This window comes from Clostridium neonatale (genome assembly GCF_001458595.1).
Taxonomy (GTDB): Bacteria; Bacillota; Clostridia; order Clostridiales; family Clostridiaceae; genus Clostridium; species Clostridium neonatale.
The window spans coordinates 1,495,092-1,514,113 of record NZ_LN890328.1; the positions used below are offsets into that span (position 1 = coordinate 1,495,092).

Genomic DNA, 19,022 nt, shown 5'->3' on the forward strand with positions numbered 1-19,022 from the left:
TGTTATTTTGACTTAACCCCCAATTTTTCCATTTAGCCCTACATTGTTCACTATTTCAAGTAGCTCTTCCATCTTTTCTGGTGTAGGCGGTTCTATATCATCAAGTAAGTAATTTCTATCTAATCCTGTATACTTGTCCCTTCCAAGTCTATGATAAGGCAGTAAATGTAACTCTTTTACGTTATTTAATGTTTTTGAAAACTTCGCAATATCCAAAATATCTCTTTCTGAATCATTAAAGCCTGGAACTACAGGAACTCTAATGGTTAAATTGGACCCATATTCTGAAATCTTTCTAGCATTTTCCAATACTTTAGAATTATCTCTTCCTATATATTCTTTATGCTTTATTGGATTCATATGTTTTATATCCATTAATACATAATCTATTTCAGGCAAAAGTCTTTCTATTATACTGAAATCTGCTGCTGCTGTTGTCTCTATCGCCGTTGTTATTCCAACGTCTTTACATCCTTTTAGCAATCCATACGCAAAATCTGGTTGAAATAAACATTCTCCTCCTGAAAGAGTAACGCCACCACCGCTTCTTCTATAATATGGACGATCTTTTTCTATTTGCTTTATTACTTCTTCAACTGTAATATCTTCACCTATGCACTTTAATTTTCCATCCACTTTCATTTCTTGTATTGAGAATTCTTGTGACTCTGGATTACAACACCATCTACATCTAAAAAAACATCCTTTCAAAAATATAATGGTTCGTATTCCCGGTCCATCATGTACAGAAAACTTCTGTATATCAAATATTCTCCCTTTTGTTTTCAAGTAATCATTTTCCATATAATTATTTATTTCCTTAAAAACCAATTTGCTCTGTACGATTAATAATATCGTCTTGAAGTGATCTTGAAAGTGATGTAAATAAAGCACTATAGCCGGCTACTCTTACAACAAGAGTTTTATATTCTTCAGGATTTTTTTGTGCATCTAGTAATGTTTCTTTGCTTACTACATTAAATTGAATATGACTTCCCTTTTGGTCAAAATATCCTCTAATAAATGAAACAAAGTTTTCCAAGCCAGCTCGTCCACTCAATGCTGATGGATGAAACTTTTGATTAAATAAAGTTCCATTTGATGCAATTGAATGATCTAACTTTGATACAGAGTTTGCTGCTGCCGTAGGACCTTTGACATCCTTTCCTGCTGATGGTGAAACTCCATCTGCTATAGGTTTATGTGCAAGTCTTCCATCTGGAGTTGCGCCTGTTTGACCACCAAGTGGAACATTAGCTGATACAGGATACAATCCAGCTTGGTATTGACCTCCTCTTGGATTCTTATATTTTTCTAAAGGTTTTGTGTAGGTATATGCAACATCTCTTGCAAAACTATCAACTTCAGGAATATCATTTCCAAACTTAGGTATCTTATCAATTTCTTCTAGCAGTTTATCATACTTATTCTTCTTATCTTGAGGTATTCCTATACTATGTTCAACTATAGTTGCAATTTTAGATATTTGTTCTTCATTAACTTTAATTTTTTTATTTAATAATTCTCTTACTATGTCTTTTGTAATATGTTCTATTTTATTAATTGAAACATCTTTACCATAGTTATTACGTAGAGCTTCTCTATACTCTTCTAATGTTAATAAATGTTTATCAAAAACAAGTACCTTTATTGCATATAAGGAATCAGCCATATTTGCTATTCCAAATCCTTGTGGACCAGTAAAATTATATACTGCACCACCTTCTTGTACAGATTTTCCTTTCTTTATGCAATCTTCTATCATACAAGAAAGATATGGAAGCGGGCAACGATCTCTATGCGCCATATCTATAGAATTATCTGCATTGACTAATAATTCTATACAATAATTCATTTGTTTTTTATATGCATCGTAAAATTCATCAAAAGTTTTCATTTGACTAATATCACCTGTAGGTACTCCTACCAATTCACCATTATCCATGCCATTTTCAAATACTAATTCTAAAGGTCTACACATATTAAAGAATGCTGCATCATGCCATCCTTCTGTTTTTCCTGCTTTCTGAGGTTCAACACAACCAATAATGTTATATTCCCTAGCATCTTTTAAAGTTAATCCTCTATTAACTAGCGATGGTATAATAACTTCATCATTATAGTAAGCAGGTAGTCCTATTCCAGTCCTAGTTAACGTTGCTGCTTTAATAAGAAAATCCTGTGGTGTTTTGTTCCAGACTCTAACAGATAGTGAAGGCTGAGGTAACATTATATGTAATGATGCCTCTATGCACATATAAGACAGATCATTTGTAACATCTACACCTTCTCCATCTTGACCTCCAGCAATCAAATTTTGAAAAAGACCATATCCTGCAAACCCCTCTGCTGAACCTGCATCTCTAACTTTATTAAGTTCATTTAGTTTCACCCAAATGCAATCAATAAGTTCTTGTGCTTCTTCTTTATTTATTGCTCCACTTTTTATATCCGCTTCATAATATGGATACATATATTGATCAAATCTTCCTGGTGATATAGAATGTCCACTTGATTCTATTTGAAGGAGCATCTGAACAAACCAAAAAGATTGACATGCTTCATAAAAATTTCTTGCACCTTTTTCAGGCACTCTATCACAATTTTTAGCTATTTTTTCAAGCTCTTTTTTTCTTTTTTGATCATTACATTTTTGTGCAAGTTCTTTTGCAAGAACCGCATATCTTTTTGCATAGTTGATTACTGCATTACAACTTAAAATAACAGCATTCAAAAAATGACTTTTACTAGCATAATTCATATCTGAAACATTACATCTTTCTAGTTCATCTTTCGCTTCTTTTATAATACCTTCATAACCTATTTCTAAAATTTTGTCATAGCATACCGTTACATGTCCAACACCATTATAGTAATAATTTCCTGGTGTAAAAATATTATGCTCAATTGCTTTTATTGCTTCTGGAGCCATATATGATGTAGCAAGCTCGCTTGTAGTTTTGCCTTTCCAATATCTGTAGATATTTTTTAAAGTTTCTTTAGTTTCTTCTGAAATATAAAATGGATCAGCAGCTCTTTTTTCGATGGTATCAAACTCATCTTCAAGCCAGGAAAACGAAAACTCTGGAAAGACTTGACATCCTCTTGGTGATTTTGTAGAACTTCCTACTATAAGCTCATTATCTCTAATTACTATTGGTATATTTTCTAATATATTTGCAAATGCTTCTGCACGTCTTGTAATAATTGGTTTTCCTTCAGTTTTTAAATAAGAGTCTGTAATTAATACTGCTCTATCAGATTCAATTTCAGGCATTTTTTCAAATAGTGCATTTACTAGCTTGTCTATTCGTGGGCTTTTGGGAATACTATAATTATCCATGTTTTCCTCCTCCCTATTTTAGGTTTAATTGTTCCATCACCTTCTTTGTAATTTCTGCAATTATATCTTTATTAACTTCTTCACTTTCTACATGTTTATTTAATATTGCTTCACCTGGATGTCTTCCTGTTAATCCATAAGATTCACGCATGTTGCAAAGTTTTCTTACTTCATCTTGTGGTAATTCATTAGGACCTCCAAGTTGTCTTGATATATATAGTAATTGTGCATAAAATTCTACCGATTCCATCTTATGATATGCTCCTAGTAATGAATCTCCATAAGTTAATGCACCATGATTTTCTAATAATACTGCATCATAATTTTGTAGATACTTAGATACTGCATCTGGTATTTCCATTGTTGATGGAGTTCCATATGCCGCTATTGGAACTTCTCCTAATGCAATTACTGCTTCTGGCATAATTGGTTGATTAAGAGGTATTCCTGCAATTGCAAATCCTGTTGCATACATCGGATGTGCATGTACTACTGATTTTACATCTGGCCTTTCTTGATAAACACGCATATGCATCTTTATTTCAGATGATGGCTTAAATTTTCCATTTCCTTGAATTAGATTTCCCTCTTTATCAACTTTACATATATAATCTGGTGTCATAAATCCTTTGCTTACACCTGTTGGAGTACATAAGTACTCATTGTCACTAATTTTCACAGAAATGTTTCCATCATTTGCTGCAACCATTCCTTTATCATAGATCCTTTTCCCTATCTCACAAATTTGTTTTTTTATTTCATACTCTGATATCATATTGTTTCCTCCTTAAATCTTGTACATTTTATGTTTAAACTTCTAGCTTGTATCTTTTATTTTGTTGTTTTTATTTGTTTTATTTCTGTTTAATTGGATTATATCACTACAAAACAAGTAAATCAACTAAAACTTTATATATTTTTGTATTGTTTTTATTGGATTCTCTGTTATTTCGTTAGATATGTTTATAATTTCCTTACTTCCATGAATCATAGCACAGCTATAATCCGCTATTAATAGCATCTCCTTATCATTATCCTGATCTCCAAATGCCATTATTTCATCTTCTTCACTTAAAAAAGACTTTTTAATCTGCTTCACTGCCATTCCTTTATTTACTCCTTGGCCTGTAAAGTCAAGCCATTCTTCTCCATAATAGGATATATTGAAATCTTTGAAAGATTCTATTATCCAAGGCTTATCAATAATTTGTCTATTCTTTTTGTATACAGAAATTCTTAATGGATCTTCTGGCAGATCATCAGCATATTTTATCTTCATAACATTTCCTTTTACTCGATTTAGATATCTTAAATATGATTGATTTTTTGATGTGGTATACAATGTATAAACTCCGGATATTAAGCAATCATATCCATTTTGTTCTAATTTATTTACAAGATTTACGGTCTTATCTTTTTCTATGCACTTTTTATTTAATATCCTTCCACGGTAAGTAATTAGCGCACCATTTTCGCAAATTAAAAATATAGAATCTTTTGTTTTTTTCATAAATTTGCTTAATTCCTTGTATGAACGTCCGCTTGCAATTGCAAAATAAATATTTTTCTCTACTAATTTTTTAATTGTATATATTGTTTGTTCATCAACTTCTTGTACTCCATGTGGCAATAATGTTCTATCAAGATCACTTACCACCAATTTAATCATGTTTAAACTACACCTTTTGTTAATAAGATGTTTGCATAAACAGCCTTTTCACCTGTAGCAATAACTGCGTAAGCTTTTTTCGCACGCTCATAAAATTCAAATCTTTCTATATATTCTACATTTGGTCTATTATCATGATGTTTATCTAAAATAGAGTTATATTCATCCCAAATAACTGGAACAATAGTATCTCCTTTAACCACTTCCATTAATCCAAATGGTGCTTCACTATATTTAATATCAAGTGGAAATAATTCTAAAATTGCATCTAATAATTCTGGAACCCCATGGCCATCTGATCTTACTACTTTTTTACCACATGTTTCTGAAGGGAAATTTCCATCAGCAATCACTATAGTATCTCCATGTCCCATTTCCATAAGAGTTTTTACTAGTTCTGGTGATAATATTTTAGGAATTTTATTTAACATTATTATTTCTCCTTTCAAAAAGGCTTGTCACTTTTGAAGTGACAAGCTCAAAACATAATATATTTATTTTATGTTTGATTCATATTAAATTAAACACAATTTATTAGTCATATAAGTTTGGTGCAATATTTTTGTCATCCATGTTTTTAGCTGTATACCATTGACATCCTGTATCAACATCGGAAACTGACTCACCTTTTGCTGCTTTGACAGCTAATTCAACAGTGTTACGTCCTATAGAAAGAGGATCTTGTGTTACTGCACCTGCTAATGTACCATCTTTTACTGCACCTTTTATTAATGCACCAGAATCAAAAGCAACACCAATAACATCTTTATTAAGCTTATTTAAATTTGCATTTGCATTTACTAAAGCTTCACCAGTAAATTGATTTGAAGCATAAATACATATTGTATCTGGTTTATTTAATAAATTGATACCATCAGTTGTAGCTTGTTCAGCATTTACTGTTGCTGGTACTGCTACGTCAATTATCACATCTGGATTAGAAACTTTATTCATCCATTTATCATGTCCTTCTATGGAAACTACCTTACCATCTGCTTCTATTAAAGTTTTTATCTTATCAATGAATCCAGATCCACGATTTACTATAGATTCAGATGTTGCATCTTGGTTCATTACACCTATTCTTACTGTTGAAGTAGCACTTGCAATCTTTTCTTTAACTAGCGGATAAGTATTTTCTGCTGCTAATTCACCTGCTTTATAGTTATCTGTAGATGCATTTGCAAAAACTGCACCTTCTGGAGCACCTGGTACACCAGAATCAAATCCTATTATTGGAATTCCAGCATCTTTAGCAGATTGAATACTTTCTAAACATGCTTCAGTACTTAAAGCTGCAAGTCCAATTGCATCCGGTTTTAAATTAATAGCATTATTTAGCATTTGTACTTGATCTGCAATATCTGATTCTGTATTTGGTCCTACAAATTCAATTTTTGCACCAAGTTCAGCCGCCTTCTCATCAGCACCTTGTTTAACTGCTTGCCAGAATTGATGTTGGAATCCTTTAGATACTAAATATACATACAATTCACCATCTGCTGACTCCTCTGTTGCTTTTTCAGGTGCTGCTGATGAATCTTGTGCTGGTTTTGAACCACATCCAATCATCATAGACCCAAGTATTGCTGTACAAAGCATTAATCCTAATAATTTTTTTTTCATAAACCTTACCTCTCTTATCTTTTATTTTTTTTTCTTCTATTAATAACATCCGCAAATACGGCTGCAATTAAAACAAAACCTGTAATAAATTGTTGGTAATGTGGTTGCAATCCGATTAAAGGTAGGCCTGTCTTTAATACTGACATAATAAATACACCTATTAAAGTACCTGCTATTGTTCCATATCCACCACTCATAGAAGTACCGCCGATTACTACACCTGCTATAGCATCTAATTCAAATCCTGCACCACCGCCAGGTAGCATTACAGAATAAGTAGCAGCATATGCAACACCAGCTATTCCTGCAAAAGTACCTGAAATTACATAAGCTAAAGTTTCCCATTTGACGACGTTTACACCAGAAAGTCTAGTTGCTTCTTTGTTACTTCCAAGTGATAAAATATAACGTCCTGGTTTTGTTTTAGTTAAAATTATTGACATTACAATAGCTAAAACAACTAGTAAAATGAAACCTGTTGGAATAATCAGTGAGTCTTGTCCACTTCCTATAGTCATTTTAAATATCTTACGATACCATCCATCTGCTGAAGCTGCTTGTGGCCATGTTACACTTTGAGCCTTTGTAAATATAGAGCCTAAACCTTTTGAAATCATCATTGTACCTAATGATGCTATAAATGGTGGAAGTCCCATAATTGATACCATTAAACCATTACATAACCCAAAGAACATGCCTATCAAAATACCAATAATTAAACATAACCAAATTGGAAATCCACTATTAACAGCAAGTGATCCAGCTATTAATGATGAACATACTAATACAGTACCTATTGAAAGGTCTATTCCTCCGGTTATAATAACAAACGTAACACCTATTGCCATAAATCCAATATAATATGAAGCATCAAATATACTTACTAAAGTTGTGAACTGACGAAATGCTGGACTCATTAAAGAAAAGAATATAAATAGCGCTATCAGTGCTAGAATTGCAATCAATCTTTGAGTTCCAATTGCCTTTACAAATTTATTATTTAATATTGATTTTTTTAGTGAATTTTCTTTCTTTTCCACGTTTTTATCCTCCTAGAATTGATTTCTTAATGTTGCTGCATTCATAATAGATTCTTGTGTAGCTTCTTCAATTGGTAATTCTCCTGTTTTTCTTCCTTCATTCATAACAATTATTCTATCACTCATTCTAAGAATTTCTGTTAATTCAGAAGAAATCATAATAATTGATTTACCTTGAGCTACGAGTTCATTCATTAAAGTATATATTTCGCTCTTTGCACCAACATCAATACCTCTTGTCGGCTCATCAAAAATTAATATATCGCAGTCTTTTATAAGCCACTTTGCAATAACAACTTTTTGTTGATTCCCACCAGATAATGTAACAACAGGAGTTTCTACTGATGCCGTTTTAGTTTTTAATTTTTCTGCATAATCTTTAGCTACGTCTTTTTCTTTTTTCTTATTTATAAATATCCCATTTACAAACTTATCTAATGATGACATTGTAGAATTCTCAGTCACTGTTTTATCAAGAACTATTCCATATCGCTTACGATCTTCTGATAAATATCCTATTCCTGAATTAACTGCATCCATCGGGCATTTGATTTCTACTTTTTTACCATTTACATAAATAGTTCCACTATCTATCTTATCTGCTCCAAATATTGCTCTTGCTGTCTCAGTTCTTCCTGATCCCATTAATCCTGAAAAACCTATGATTTCACCCTTTTTTAATTCAAAGCTAACATTCCTTACACTTTTGCCAACATTTAAATTTTCTACTTTTAAAACTACAGGTGCATCTTTTGGTACATTACTCTTTTCTTTAGGATCTTCATAAATTGTTCTTCCAACCATCATGCTTATTATTTCTTCTTTCGTAGAATCTTTTGTTATAATTGTACCTACATATTCTCCATCACGCATTACAGTAACTCTATCAGTAATTACATTAATTTCATCCATCCTATGAGAAATATAAATAATTCCAATATCTCTAGATCTTAAATCTCTAATTATTTTAAATAACTCTTCGATTTCAGATTCTGTTAATGCAGCAGTAGGTTCATCGAAAACGATTACCTCAGCATCTTGCGAAATTGCCTTAGCAATCTCGCACATTTGCTGCCTGCCAACTGTAAGATTACCCATAGTTTCACTAGGATCGATATCAATATGTAGTTTATCAAACAACTTTTTAACTTCCTGATTCATTTGGTTATCATTGATAAACTTACCATTCATCATTTCTCGCCCTATAAAAATATTTTGAGCTACTGTTAAGTGATTCATCATATTTAATTCTTGATGTACGATAATAATCCCAGCTTCTTGTGCTTCTTTTGGACTAGAGAACTCAACCTCTTTTCCTTTATAAATTATCTCTCCACTATCCTTACTATAAATACCAGTAAGAACCTTCATTAATGTTGATTTTCCTGCTCCGTTTTCACCCATAAGGGCATGTACTCCAATAAAAGATTTATCAATATCTTTCATTGTTAATATAGTCTCCCCCACAGTATCACCTTCCATTTCTTATTTGCATTTCTGTTTGGTATGTTTAAAGTATAGCACCATTTTTATCTTTATTTAATTGAATATATTACAAAAAACAGTTAAAATAATACTATTTTTTATTTGTTTTTATTCTTATTCACTTTTAAATAAGGTATAATATCACACAAACAAAATAAATCAATCATTTTGTATTTCTCTAAATTGACGCCCTATAAAAGGAAATAGAATCTTTTGATTTTCTTCAGTATACATATCCTCTTTTGTAATTAGTTTTGATCCACAATCCAAATATTTAATATAATTTTCACCTTTTATTATCTTAGCTGCTTGTTCAACTCCAAAATATCCCATATTAAAAGGCTTTTGTATTACAATTCCATTAAGAACGCCTTCTTCCAATAGTTTTACTTCTTCTAAAGAATTATCAAATCCCATTATTCCAATCTTTTTTTCTAATCCAAGTTCTTTAACAGCTTTTGCTGCTCCCATGCATGAATATTCATTTAAAGCTGCAATCATATTAATATCCTGATGTTCCTTTATAATTTCTTTAGTCAAGTCATAAGCCTTATCATATTTAGATTCGCAATACACCACTTCTATGATTTTATCTTCATATATTTCAAGTCCATCTCTAAATCCATTTTCTCTTTGAAGTGCTGTCGATGACCCTTTAACATGGCTAACTATGGCTATTTTTGTATCATTATTTATGAAGTTTCTCATGTAATTCCCCATTTTTTGCCCTGCAATAAAATTTCCTGTTGAGACAACACTATCTGCAATATCAGAATTAATTTCAGAATCAATTAACACTAGTTTTATGCCTTTACTCTTTATCTTCTCTGCCATAGGTGTTGTTTCTGTGTAATTTGATGCCGAAAGCAAAATAGCCTGTGGTTTTTTTTCAATAGCTTTTTCTATTAGTTGATTTTGCTCTTCATAATCAGATTCATCTTTTGGAGCCCATATAGTTAAATTAACGTTATATTCTTTTGCTGCCATCTTTGCTCCCGAAAGTAACGCCATCCAAAATTCATTATTTTCATCAATACTTTTAGAAATATATATCATATTTAATGGTTTTCTATTATCAATGGTTTTAACAGAAAATAATATTATGAAAATTGCTAGTATAACTAATGCAATGACTCCTCTTTCTAATATCTCTTTCTTACTCTTCATAAACACTTTTCCCCTTTTTCGGAATTTTTATTTTTACAGTGGTTCCCTTTAGAGGTTCACTTTCATAAACTAGTCCATATTCCTTTCCATAGCTTAACTGTAATCTCATTTGTACATTATTAACTCCTACACCATTAGATTTATCATTTTTCTTTTTAGAATCAAATATACTATCAAGCTGATCTTTATTCATACCAATTCCATTGTCTTTAACTAAAATTTCAACATCGTTATCATAATCATATCCTTCAATTAATATCATCCCTTTACCTTCTTTATATTTAATTCCATGATATATAGCGTTTTCAACTATTGGTTGTAATACTAGCTTAATTATGTCAACATAATATATACTTTTTTGAACATCTATCTTAAATTCAAGCTTATCTTTATACCTCATTTTTTCAATTGTTAAATAACTTTTTACATAATCTATTTCTTTTTCTATAGTAGTAATTTCTTCTTCATTGCTTATACTTTGCCTTAATAATTTTGCAAGAGATGATGTCATAACTACAACTTCTTTTGTTTTATTCCCTTCAGCCATCCATATTATAGAATCTAACGTATTATAGAGAAAATGGGGATTGATTTGAGATTGCAAAGCCTTCAATTCACTTTTTCTTTTTTGCTTCTGCTCCTGTATATTTTGTTCCATTAATTTTTTGATTTCGGCTATCATAATATTAAAAGAATTACTTAAGCTCCATATCTCATTCTTATTAAAAACTTCTATATTTACATTTTCAAAATTCCCCTTTTCAACTTCTTTCATAGAATCTCTTAAAACTTGTAAAGGTTTAGTTATTTCTTTAGAAATAACTATCGAAATCAACATAGCCAATCCTAAAATAACACTTGTAATAATCCCATACACAGCCTTCATTTCTTTATCATTTTTTATTAGTTCATCCATATACGCAACACCAACAACTGTCCATCCAGTTTTGGGAGATTTGCTAAATGTATATACACAGCTATCTCCTTTTACATCTGTAACAAAATAATTTTCCTCACTACTCATGATTTTTTCTATCTTTTCACTCATAAGTCCACTGTATATAAGCTGTTGCTTAGGATGATATATAATATTTCCATTCTCATCTATAATAAATACATATCCCTTTTTTCCCAAACTATTTTTTTCACATAAATCACTTATTGCATTATAATTTAGGTCAATAAAAAAAACGCCTTCTTGTTCATTAGTATAAGGATTTATCAATGTTCTACATAATGTAATAACCCATTTATAATTATCCTTAATTACATTTTGAACATGTGAAGACGAAACAAAAGTATCTCCATTTCTTAAAACAGCATTTTTATACCACCCATTATCTTCTAAAGATACAAATTCTGAAAGCTTATCTTTACCATCATTTATAATATATTTATCATTCTTATCAATAATTGCAATATTGCATATATCTTCTCTAGTTTCTCTTACAGTTTCGAATAGTTCTAAAATTCTTTTGTTATTTATTTCATAATTTACACTTGAATCATCATCAAACAAGTAAGATTGTACTGCACTATTTTTTGCAACCAATGTAGAAATGTTATCCATGGATACAATATACGAATCTATATCATTATTTATTTGCTTAATAATTTTTGTAGTATAATCTACTGAGTTATTTCTTGCTATCTTTTCCGTATAGTTTAAAGATATAAAGCTGATTAATAATAACGCACTTATAATCAGTGTTGAAAATAGTAATAATATAGATGTTCTAATATTTAAATACTGAAAAACTTGTAATGTTTTCATTTTTCTTTTCATGTTATTTTTTCCTCACTTCCTTTACATATTCTTTTGGGCTTTTTCCAGTTGCTTTTTTAAAAGCTATACTAAAGTAATGAGGATCTCTAAAACCTACTTTTTCTGAAATTTCATAATTTTTTAGGCTTGTGTTTTCTAATAACTCTTTTGCTTTTTGCATTCTAGTCCTCATTAGCACTTCCATAAAAGTATCTCCTGTATAATTTTTAAATATTGTGCTAAAATGGCTAATACTGACGCAAACATATGAACATATCACATTTAAATTCAAATCAAAATCACCATAATGTTTTTCAATATAATCAAGTGCTAACATAGCTTGTTTATTTCCATCAGAATCTCTTTGCTTATACATTTCATCACATGACATATAACAAAACTCCTTTAATATTAACATAGCTTCTCTTAATGATCTTGATTCTGTTATTCTAGTTATAACTTCTTCTTTCTTTCTATATATAAAATCATCTGTCAAATTATATGTTCTTAATAAATCGCAAGCTTGTGAAACGATTTCAAATAAATACAAGCATATTTTATTTTTTCTTATGTAAGCATTTTTTAATAACTCTTGTATTTCTATAATTTTTTCTTCTATTTGTTTTTTCTCATTTAATTTAATTCCCAAAATCACCTTATCAATTACGTTATCTAAATTCACTGAACCATTTAATTTATTCTTTAATTTTTCTCTATCAAAAATTTGATTTTCATCCCACAAATACCTATATAAAAGTAGCTGTTCTGCATCTTTATAAGACTTATGTAAATCCGATAATGAATAAACAATTTCTCCTACGCTTATTGTAATCGTTAACTTTAATACTTTGAAAACTTCTTCTTGAATCTCTTTAAATATAAGATTAATTTTATCCTCAAATTCTCTCGAATGGTTTGTCCATAGTAAAATTAATCCTTTGTTATTATCTCCTTTACATACTTCTCCTGCATTATACTTTTTTATTATCTCATCACTTATGTTATATATTACAAAAGATTTCATTTCACCTTTTTTGATTTTATCTTCATTTGCATTATATAAATCAGAATAGATATCGATTTCAACAATTGCAACTCTATATTCTAGATAATCCATTTGAAGCCCATATTCTTCAATGTCTTTACGACTTTCCTCTTCTATTTCATTTCCCATAATGAGCTTTTCTATGATCTTAGATTGTATCAAAATTCTATTTTTAAAATAACTTTTATTAAGTTTATCAAATTCTGCTTCAACTTCTCTTTTCTTATCTAGATTTTTCTTTAAGTTACCTAGTATTTCAGAAAGTTCATATGCAGTAACAGGTTTTGAAAGATATTCTGATACACCATATTTAATTGCCTTTTTTGCATATTCAAATTCATTATAACCACTAAAAATAATAACATTAATTGGTAAATGATTTTCATAAATATATTTGCTTAAATCAATACCATCTATAAATGGCATGCAAATATCTGTAATAACCACATCAACTTTATTTTTTTTAATATACTCTATTGCTTCTTTGCCATTTTCACATACTGACAATAATTCATATCCAAGTTCATTCCAGTGAATATTCTCAGCAATTGCCTCTCTAACTAAAACCTCATCATCTACTAACAATAACTTATACATAAATACCTCCTAAGGTCTGTATTAATAATTTGTTATTCTTATAATACATTTCATATAAATAGGTGTCAATTCGCAAAAGGCAAATTTTATGAAAAAAACTTCATCACTAATTTAAAATTAATGATAAAGTTTTTACGTTTATTATTTATCAAAGTTCATATTTTGGAGTAAAGCTGCAAATGGATTATCACTCATAGATTCTTTTTCTGCTTCCTTTTGCATCTTCTTCATGTACTTTTGTACATCTCTCTTATCTACTTTTCCTGATTTATCAAATCTCTTTTTAAATACAGATGCCTTTTCTCTAAAGTTACAATTTGAACCTGGGCATACGTAAATTGCACCTTCTCCCTGTCCTCTAAGCTCAAGTTTTTTCTTACATTCAGGACATCTTGCATTAGTTGTTCTTGATACACTTTCTCTATATCCACATTCTCTGTCTTGACAAACATTCATTACTCCATTTTTACCTTTAACTTCTAATAAATATTTCCCACACTGAGGACATTTCTTTCCTGTCTTATTATCATGAACAAATCTATGACTATCACCTTTTACATCTTCAACAAGAGCAATTGTGTAGTTTCTCATTTCTCTAACAAATTCATGGCCTTTTTCTTTTCCCTTGCTTATTTCATCAAGTCTCTTTTCCCATTTTGCAGTAAGAAGTGGTGATTTTAACTCATTTGGAACTAATTCAATAAGCTGTTTCCCTTTTGATGTAGGTACTATTTCTTTGCCTCTTTTTTCAATAACAAAAGAACTATATAGCTTTTCTATAATGTCAGCACGAGTTGCAACTGTTCCAAGTCCACCTGTCTCATTTAATGTTTTTGCTGCATCTTTTCCTACACTTATATACTTTTGTGGATTTTCCATTGCAGATAAAAGTGTACCTTCATTAAATCTTGCCGGTGGCTTTGTTTGAGATTTCTTTGAGTTTACTGAATTTAATGATATCTTATCACCTTTATTCATTACTGGTAATATTTGATCCTTTAAATCTTCTGAAGAATCTTCTTCTACAAGCTCTTTATCATAAACTTTTTTAAAGCCTTTACTTTTTATAACTTTACCTTTAGCGATAAATCTTTCACCATTTGCATTTAATTCAATTGTAGTTTGAATATATTCAAAAGGTGGAAGCATAACACTTAAAAATCTCTTTACTACTAAATCATAAACCTTTCTTTCTTCTGAACTTAAACTCGAAAGATTAGGTCTTTCTTCTGTTGGAATTATTGCATGGTGATCGCTTACCTTTGAATCATCTACAAAACTTTTATTCCCAGTTATTTTAGTTTTAAGTAATTCCTGTGCTACTAATCTATATTCACCTGTAGCAACTGCATTCAATCTTTCAGGAATTGTTGCTACAATATCACGAGTTACGTATCTTGAATCAGTTCTTGGATAAGTTAAAATCTTGTAATTTTCATATAATCTCTGCATAATTGATAAAGTCTGCTTAGCAGAAAAACCAAAAAGCCTGTTACAATCTCTTTGAAGTTCCGTTAAATCATAAAGCGCTGGAGAATATTGTTTCTTTTCTTTTGAATCTACACTAACTACTTCAGCATTAGCTTTATTACATTTCCCTATGACTTTCTTTGCAAATTCTTCATCAAAAATTCTTCCATTATTATCTTTGTTAACCCAATTGAAAGTAACATTGTTCCCCTTACCTTCTATTGTGTAATAATCCTTTGGTATAAAGTTTTTAATTTCTTCTTCTCTTTGTACAATCATAGCTAATGTTGGTGATTGAACACGACCTGCTGATAATTGTGCATTATATTTACATGTAAGTGCTCTTGTTACATTAAGACCAACAACCCAGTCAGCCTCAGCTCTACACTGTGCTGCCTCATAAAGATTTCTGTAAGCATCCCCTGGTTTTAAATTATTGAATCCTTCTATTATTGCTTTGCTTGTTTGCGAAGAAATCCATAATCTTTTAAGTGGCTTTTTAACTCCTGCTTTTTCAATTATCCATCTAGCAACTAGCTCCCCCTCACGTCCTGAATCTGTTGCTATTATGATTTCACTTACATCATCTCTAAGCATTTGCTTTTTAACTTCATAAAATTGCTTTGATGATTTCTTTATTACACTTAGTTTCATATACTTTGGAAGCATTGGTAAAGTGTCCATGCTCCAATTTTTATATTTTACATCGTAACCTTCTGGTGATTGTAGTTCAACTAAATGGCCAAGCGCCCATGTTACAATGTATTTATTGTTTTCTATATAACTTCCTTTATTGTTATTTACTTTCAATACCTTTGCTATTTCTCTTCCTACTGAAGGTTTTTCTGCAAGTATCAGTGATTTTCCCATATTACGTTTCCTTTCATGGCTGTAACTAAATCATTCTAAATTTAGTTTTATACTTCATTATTTTTCTATGAATCTACTTTATTATACCATATAAAACAAAGCTAATGTTCAGTTCATTAAAACATCAGCTTTAATTCTATTTCATTGTAACTCTAAATTATAAAAAAGTAGTATCATCTTTTTCATATATTATCATTATAATCAAGTATCGCTGTATTAAAATACATATTAATCTACTTTGCTAAAATCTAAACATGTGCATTTTTCGATGTTCTCTTCAATAATCTTTGCAGCAACATTAATCCATCCATTACATTTTTCCATAATTATAGAATCACTGCTAATAACATTTTTCAGCTTTTCTAAAACCACATCTGCATTATTTACAAGTTCAACTTCTACATCATATTCATATTTATCTAACAATTCTAATATTCTGATTTTTAATCTGCCTGAATTTGATACAGGCGAATCAAGATAAAATACAGCTTTTTTAATTTTAAGCTTCTGTAAGTATTCTCCTATTAAATTAATTGCTCTATCTGTTTTATCAATTAACTTATATGTACCTCGAAGTCCAGCTAAATCTCTTATTGTACCATCCATACATTTTATTAATGTTGAATTTGATAGCGCAACTTCTAATGTAATTATTAAATTAAATCCATCAACATATACAGTTTGGTTTTCCTCTAAATTTGTTATTTCTTTTTCTTTTCTAAGCTTTAATTCCTCTTTTGAACATGTTGATCTTACTAAGGCTAGCCTTTGCCTTTCAGAAAGTAAATAGTGATTTCCAACAAAGGTTGAAACTTTTTTCAAGTGATATCCTCTATTTAAAAATATATAAATATCCTTTTGTGCTTCTTTTAATTTTATAAGTGATTCTTCATTGAATTCATTAGCATCAGTGGTTACATATCCTCTTTTAACGATTTTTTTATCCATATTCATATCCTTTCATATATTTAAATGTTATATTATATACAAATATAGTTTATATATTGAATATTTTAACCATGTACTATACATAATTATTATATTATTATTTTGTAACAAATGATACAGACTTTTAGCACTAACTTAATGTATCATACATAATATATTCTAAATTAAAGGAGGCTCAACTATGAGTTGTGGTTGTGGAACAGATAAAAAAGATGGAAAAGCGATTGTAGATAGAGTAAGAGAAAAAGGAAAAGAAGATATGAATTTATCTACTCCTCATATAATTACTTGTTCATGTGGAAAAGAGTTTAAAATGAATACATTTGTAGATACATGTCCAAATTGTAAAATGACATATGGAGTTACTCCATGTTCTCAAGGTGATAAGGAAAATATAAAACCTGCTGGAATTAATTATTAATATAAATAAAGATATATATAGCTTATATGTTAAGTTGTATATATCTTTATGCTTAAACGGAAGTTGCTAAGTACATTCCTCCAAAGATAAATACTGAAGTTATCACTAATACCAATATAAATCGCAATATGATCATTTTTTAGAAATACTAATCTCATCTTCATCTATTCCAAGATCTTCTATTCCTGATAATACATAATCTGCATATTCTGAATTTCTATCAATATACCATTTTATTATACTTAAAATCTAAACCTAGTACACTCTTTCCTAGTTTAAAACATCTTTTCCTCTTAAAATTATATATTATACATTCAAAATTTTTACTTCATATAAATTATCTATCTCTACTGTTTTAGGTACATACATATAGTAATCTTGATCATTTCCCAAATCTAATCTAATTAATTTTACTTGTTGCTTTCCCCATAAATTCTTTATTGTTTCTATATAGTCTTCTAATTCTTCTTTATAATCCAATTGTAAAATGTGTCCTTCATCTACTAACACATTTACAATAATAAATCCTAATAAATTTTTTGTAGCATTTTCTTTTATATAATCTGAAACATCAAACCATATGTCTTGTAAGTTATATTTTTCCCAAAACTCATTATCTTGAAGTTTATTATAATCTTCTATAATACAATTTACCTGCTTTCTAAATTTATTTGGGATAATCTGTTCTAATTCATGATTATTACTGATATATTCTTCTATCTGCTCTTTCTCATTTTCTTCTATAATATTTAACTTATTAATATTAAATTTCATTTCATTTTTATAATGAGCTAAATCATATGGATAATGAATATTATCTTTTAAATTGCTATCATCTAGTTCAAGCATTTTAGCTAAAGCAGCTGTTTCAAAACTCCAAAAACCAAGATAACCAGGTTCCTTATGTGCATTTCTCCATTCATAATCATAATGTCCTTTAAACCACTCGTCATTCATATATTTTATCAATCTTTTTGAAGCTTCTTCCCTATCTTCAAATGATAATTTTACTATTTCAACTACTTTTTTATAAGGATTTTCTTTTTCAAAGCACATCTCTTCAGGATCTTCATTATCCAAATATCCATCCAATAAGAATTGTAATACAAAATCCTTAATAGACTCTCTTTTTACACATTCTTCAACCTTTCTCATAAGATCTTTAGGGACTTCTAGTAAAATTCCTATTCCTACAATCCATAAGAGATATAGATACCCAATTTTCTTTTCTTTTATATTTATCAAAGCTTCTACAGCCTCATGCCAAATATTATCAAACTCTTCAAGTAAATCACCCTTAGAATACATTGCACGTATCTTATCAATGCATTTTACAACAATGCTTTTATATTTATTATCAAGAACTTCTAAATTGCTTATTGGATATCTCCTCACTCCATTGAGTATATCATTTTTAATTTCTAAAATATCTTTATTATTTCTCAAAATTCTTTTATTGATAATTATTATGTCTTCTTCTAAATCTTTTATATCACAATAGTTATCTCGCATTTCTTTGACTCCTTTTCCTTACTATTTAAGGCCACTCTCCTATTATTTTTCCATTTGAATCAAG

The 19,022-nt window shown here is 29.6% G+C and carries 15 protein-coding genes; 1 reads left to right on the top strand and 14 read right to left on the bottom strand.

Annotated features, from left to right (window positions below):
- Positions 1-12: 12 nt before the first annotated feature.
- The 13 genes from BN2920_RS13675 to BN2920_RS13735 all read right to left on the bottom strand — a co-directional run bounded on the left by BN2920_RS13675 (position 13) and on the right by BN2920_RS13735 (position 17,025).
- Positions 13-804, bottom strand: coding sequence for a glycyl-radical enzyme activating protein (locus tag BN2920_RS13675; RefSeq protein WP_058295551.1), 792 nt, complete (start codon positions 802-804; stop codon positions 13-15).
- 16 nt (positions 805-820) lie between these two features.
- A complete protein-coding gene (locus BN2920_RS13680; RefSeq protein ID WP_058295552.1) occupies positions 821-3,343 on the bottom strand; it encodes a glycyl radical protein in 2,523 nt (840 codons plus the stop codon).
- Between the two features lie 13 nt (positions 3,344-3,356).
- Positions 3,357-4,118 (bottom strand): class II aldolase/adducin family protein, encoded by a 762-nt coding sequence (locus BN2920_RS13685; protein WP_058295553.1) that lies wholly within the window; start codon positions 4,116-4,118, stop codon positions 3,357-3,359.
- A gap of 126 nt (positions 4,119-4,244) precedes the next feature.
- Positions 4,245-5,012 (bottom strand): Cof-type HAD-IIB family hydrolase, encoded by a 768-nt coding sequence (locus BN2920_RS13690; protein ID WP_058295554.1) that lies wholly within the window; start codon positions 5,010-5,012, stop codon positions 4,245-4,247.
- 2 nt (positions 5,013-5,014) lie between these two features.
- Positions 5,015-5,443: an RbsD/FucU family protein gene (locus BN2920_RS13695; RefSeq protein WP_058295555.1), complete on the bottom strand. Its 429-nt coding sequence runs from the start codon at positions 5,441-5,443 to the stop codon at positions 5,015-5,017.
- Between the two features lie 103 nt (positions 5,444-5,546).
- On the bottom strand, positions 5,547-6,638 hold the full coding sequence (locus BN2920_RS13700; RefSeq protein WP_058295556.1) for an ABC transporter substrate-binding protein: 1,092 nt from the start codon (positions 6,636-6,638) through the stop codon (positions 5,547-5,549).
- Between the two features lie 14 nt (positions 6,639-6,652).
- Positions 6,653-7,678: an ABC transporter permease gene (locus tag BN2920_RS13705; RefSeq protein ID WP_338132747.1), complete on the bottom strand. Its 1,026-nt coding sequence runs from the start codon at positions 7,676-7,678 to the stop codon at positions 6,653-6,655.
- 12 nt (positions 7,679-7,690) lie between these two features.
- On the bottom strand, positions 7,691-9,145 hold the full coding sequence (locus BN2920_RS13710; RefSeq protein WP_058295557.1) for a sugar ABC transporter ATP-binding protein: 1,455 nt from the start codon (positions 9,143-9,145) through the stop codon (positions 7,691-7,693).
- Positions 9,146-9,322: 177 nt separating this feature from the next.
- The gene (locus BN2920_RS13715) at positions 9,323-10,330 is read right to left on the bottom strand and encodes a substrate-binding domain-containing protein (protein ID WP_058295558.1); all 1,008 of its coding nucleotides are present in this window, start codon (positions 10,328-10,330) and stop codon (positions 9,323-9,325) included.
- Positions 10,320-12,116, bottom strand: coding sequence for a cache domain-containing sensor histidine kinase (locus tag BN2920_RS13720; protein ID WP_058295559.1), 1,797 nt, complete (start codon positions 12,114-12,116; stop codon positions 10,320-10,322). Before BN2920_RS13720 ends, BN2920_RS13715 begins: the two co-directional genes overlap by 11 nt.
- A 1-nt stretch (position 12,117) precedes the next feature.
- On the bottom strand, positions 12,118-13,737 hold the full coding sequence (locus BN2920_RS13725; protein WP_058295560.1) for a response regulator: 1,620 nt from the start codon (positions 13,735-13,737) through the stop codon (positions 12,118-12,120).
- A gap of 141 nt (positions 13,738-13,878) precedes the next feature.
- On the bottom strand, positions 13,879-16,077 hold the full coding sequence (locus tag BN2920_RS13730; RefSeq protein WP_058295561.1) for a DNA topoisomerase III: 2,199 nt from the start codon (positions 16,075-16,077) through the stop codon (positions 13,879-13,881).
- 228 nt (positions 16,078-16,305) lie between these two features.
- Positions 16,306-17,025, bottom strand: a complete 720-nt coding sequence (locus BN2920_RS13735) for a DUF434 domain-containing protein (protein WP_058295562.1) — start codon at positions 17,023-17,025, stop codon at positions 16,306-16,308.
- Between the two features lie 181 nt (positions 17,026-17,206).
- Between BN2920_RS13735 and BN2920_RS13740 the strand changes: the two genes are divergently transcribed.
- The gene (locus BN2920_RS13740) at positions 17,207-17,446 is read left to right on the top strand and encodes a hypothetical protein (RefSeq protein ID WP_058295563.1); all 240 of its coding nucleotides are present in this window, start codon (positions 17,207-17,209) and stop codon (positions 17,444-17,446) included.
- Positions 17,447-17,752: 306 nt separating this feature from the next.
- Here BN2920_RS13740 and BN2920_RS13745 read toward each other — a convergent pair whose 3' ends face one another.
- Complete coding sequence (locus BN2920_RS13745) at positions 17,753-18,958, bottom strand: PoNe immunity protein domain-containing protein (RefSeq protein ID WP_058295564.1); 1,206 nt, start codon at positions 18,956-18,958, stop codon at positions 17,753-17,755.
- Positions 18,959-19,022 lie beyond the last annotated feature (64 nt).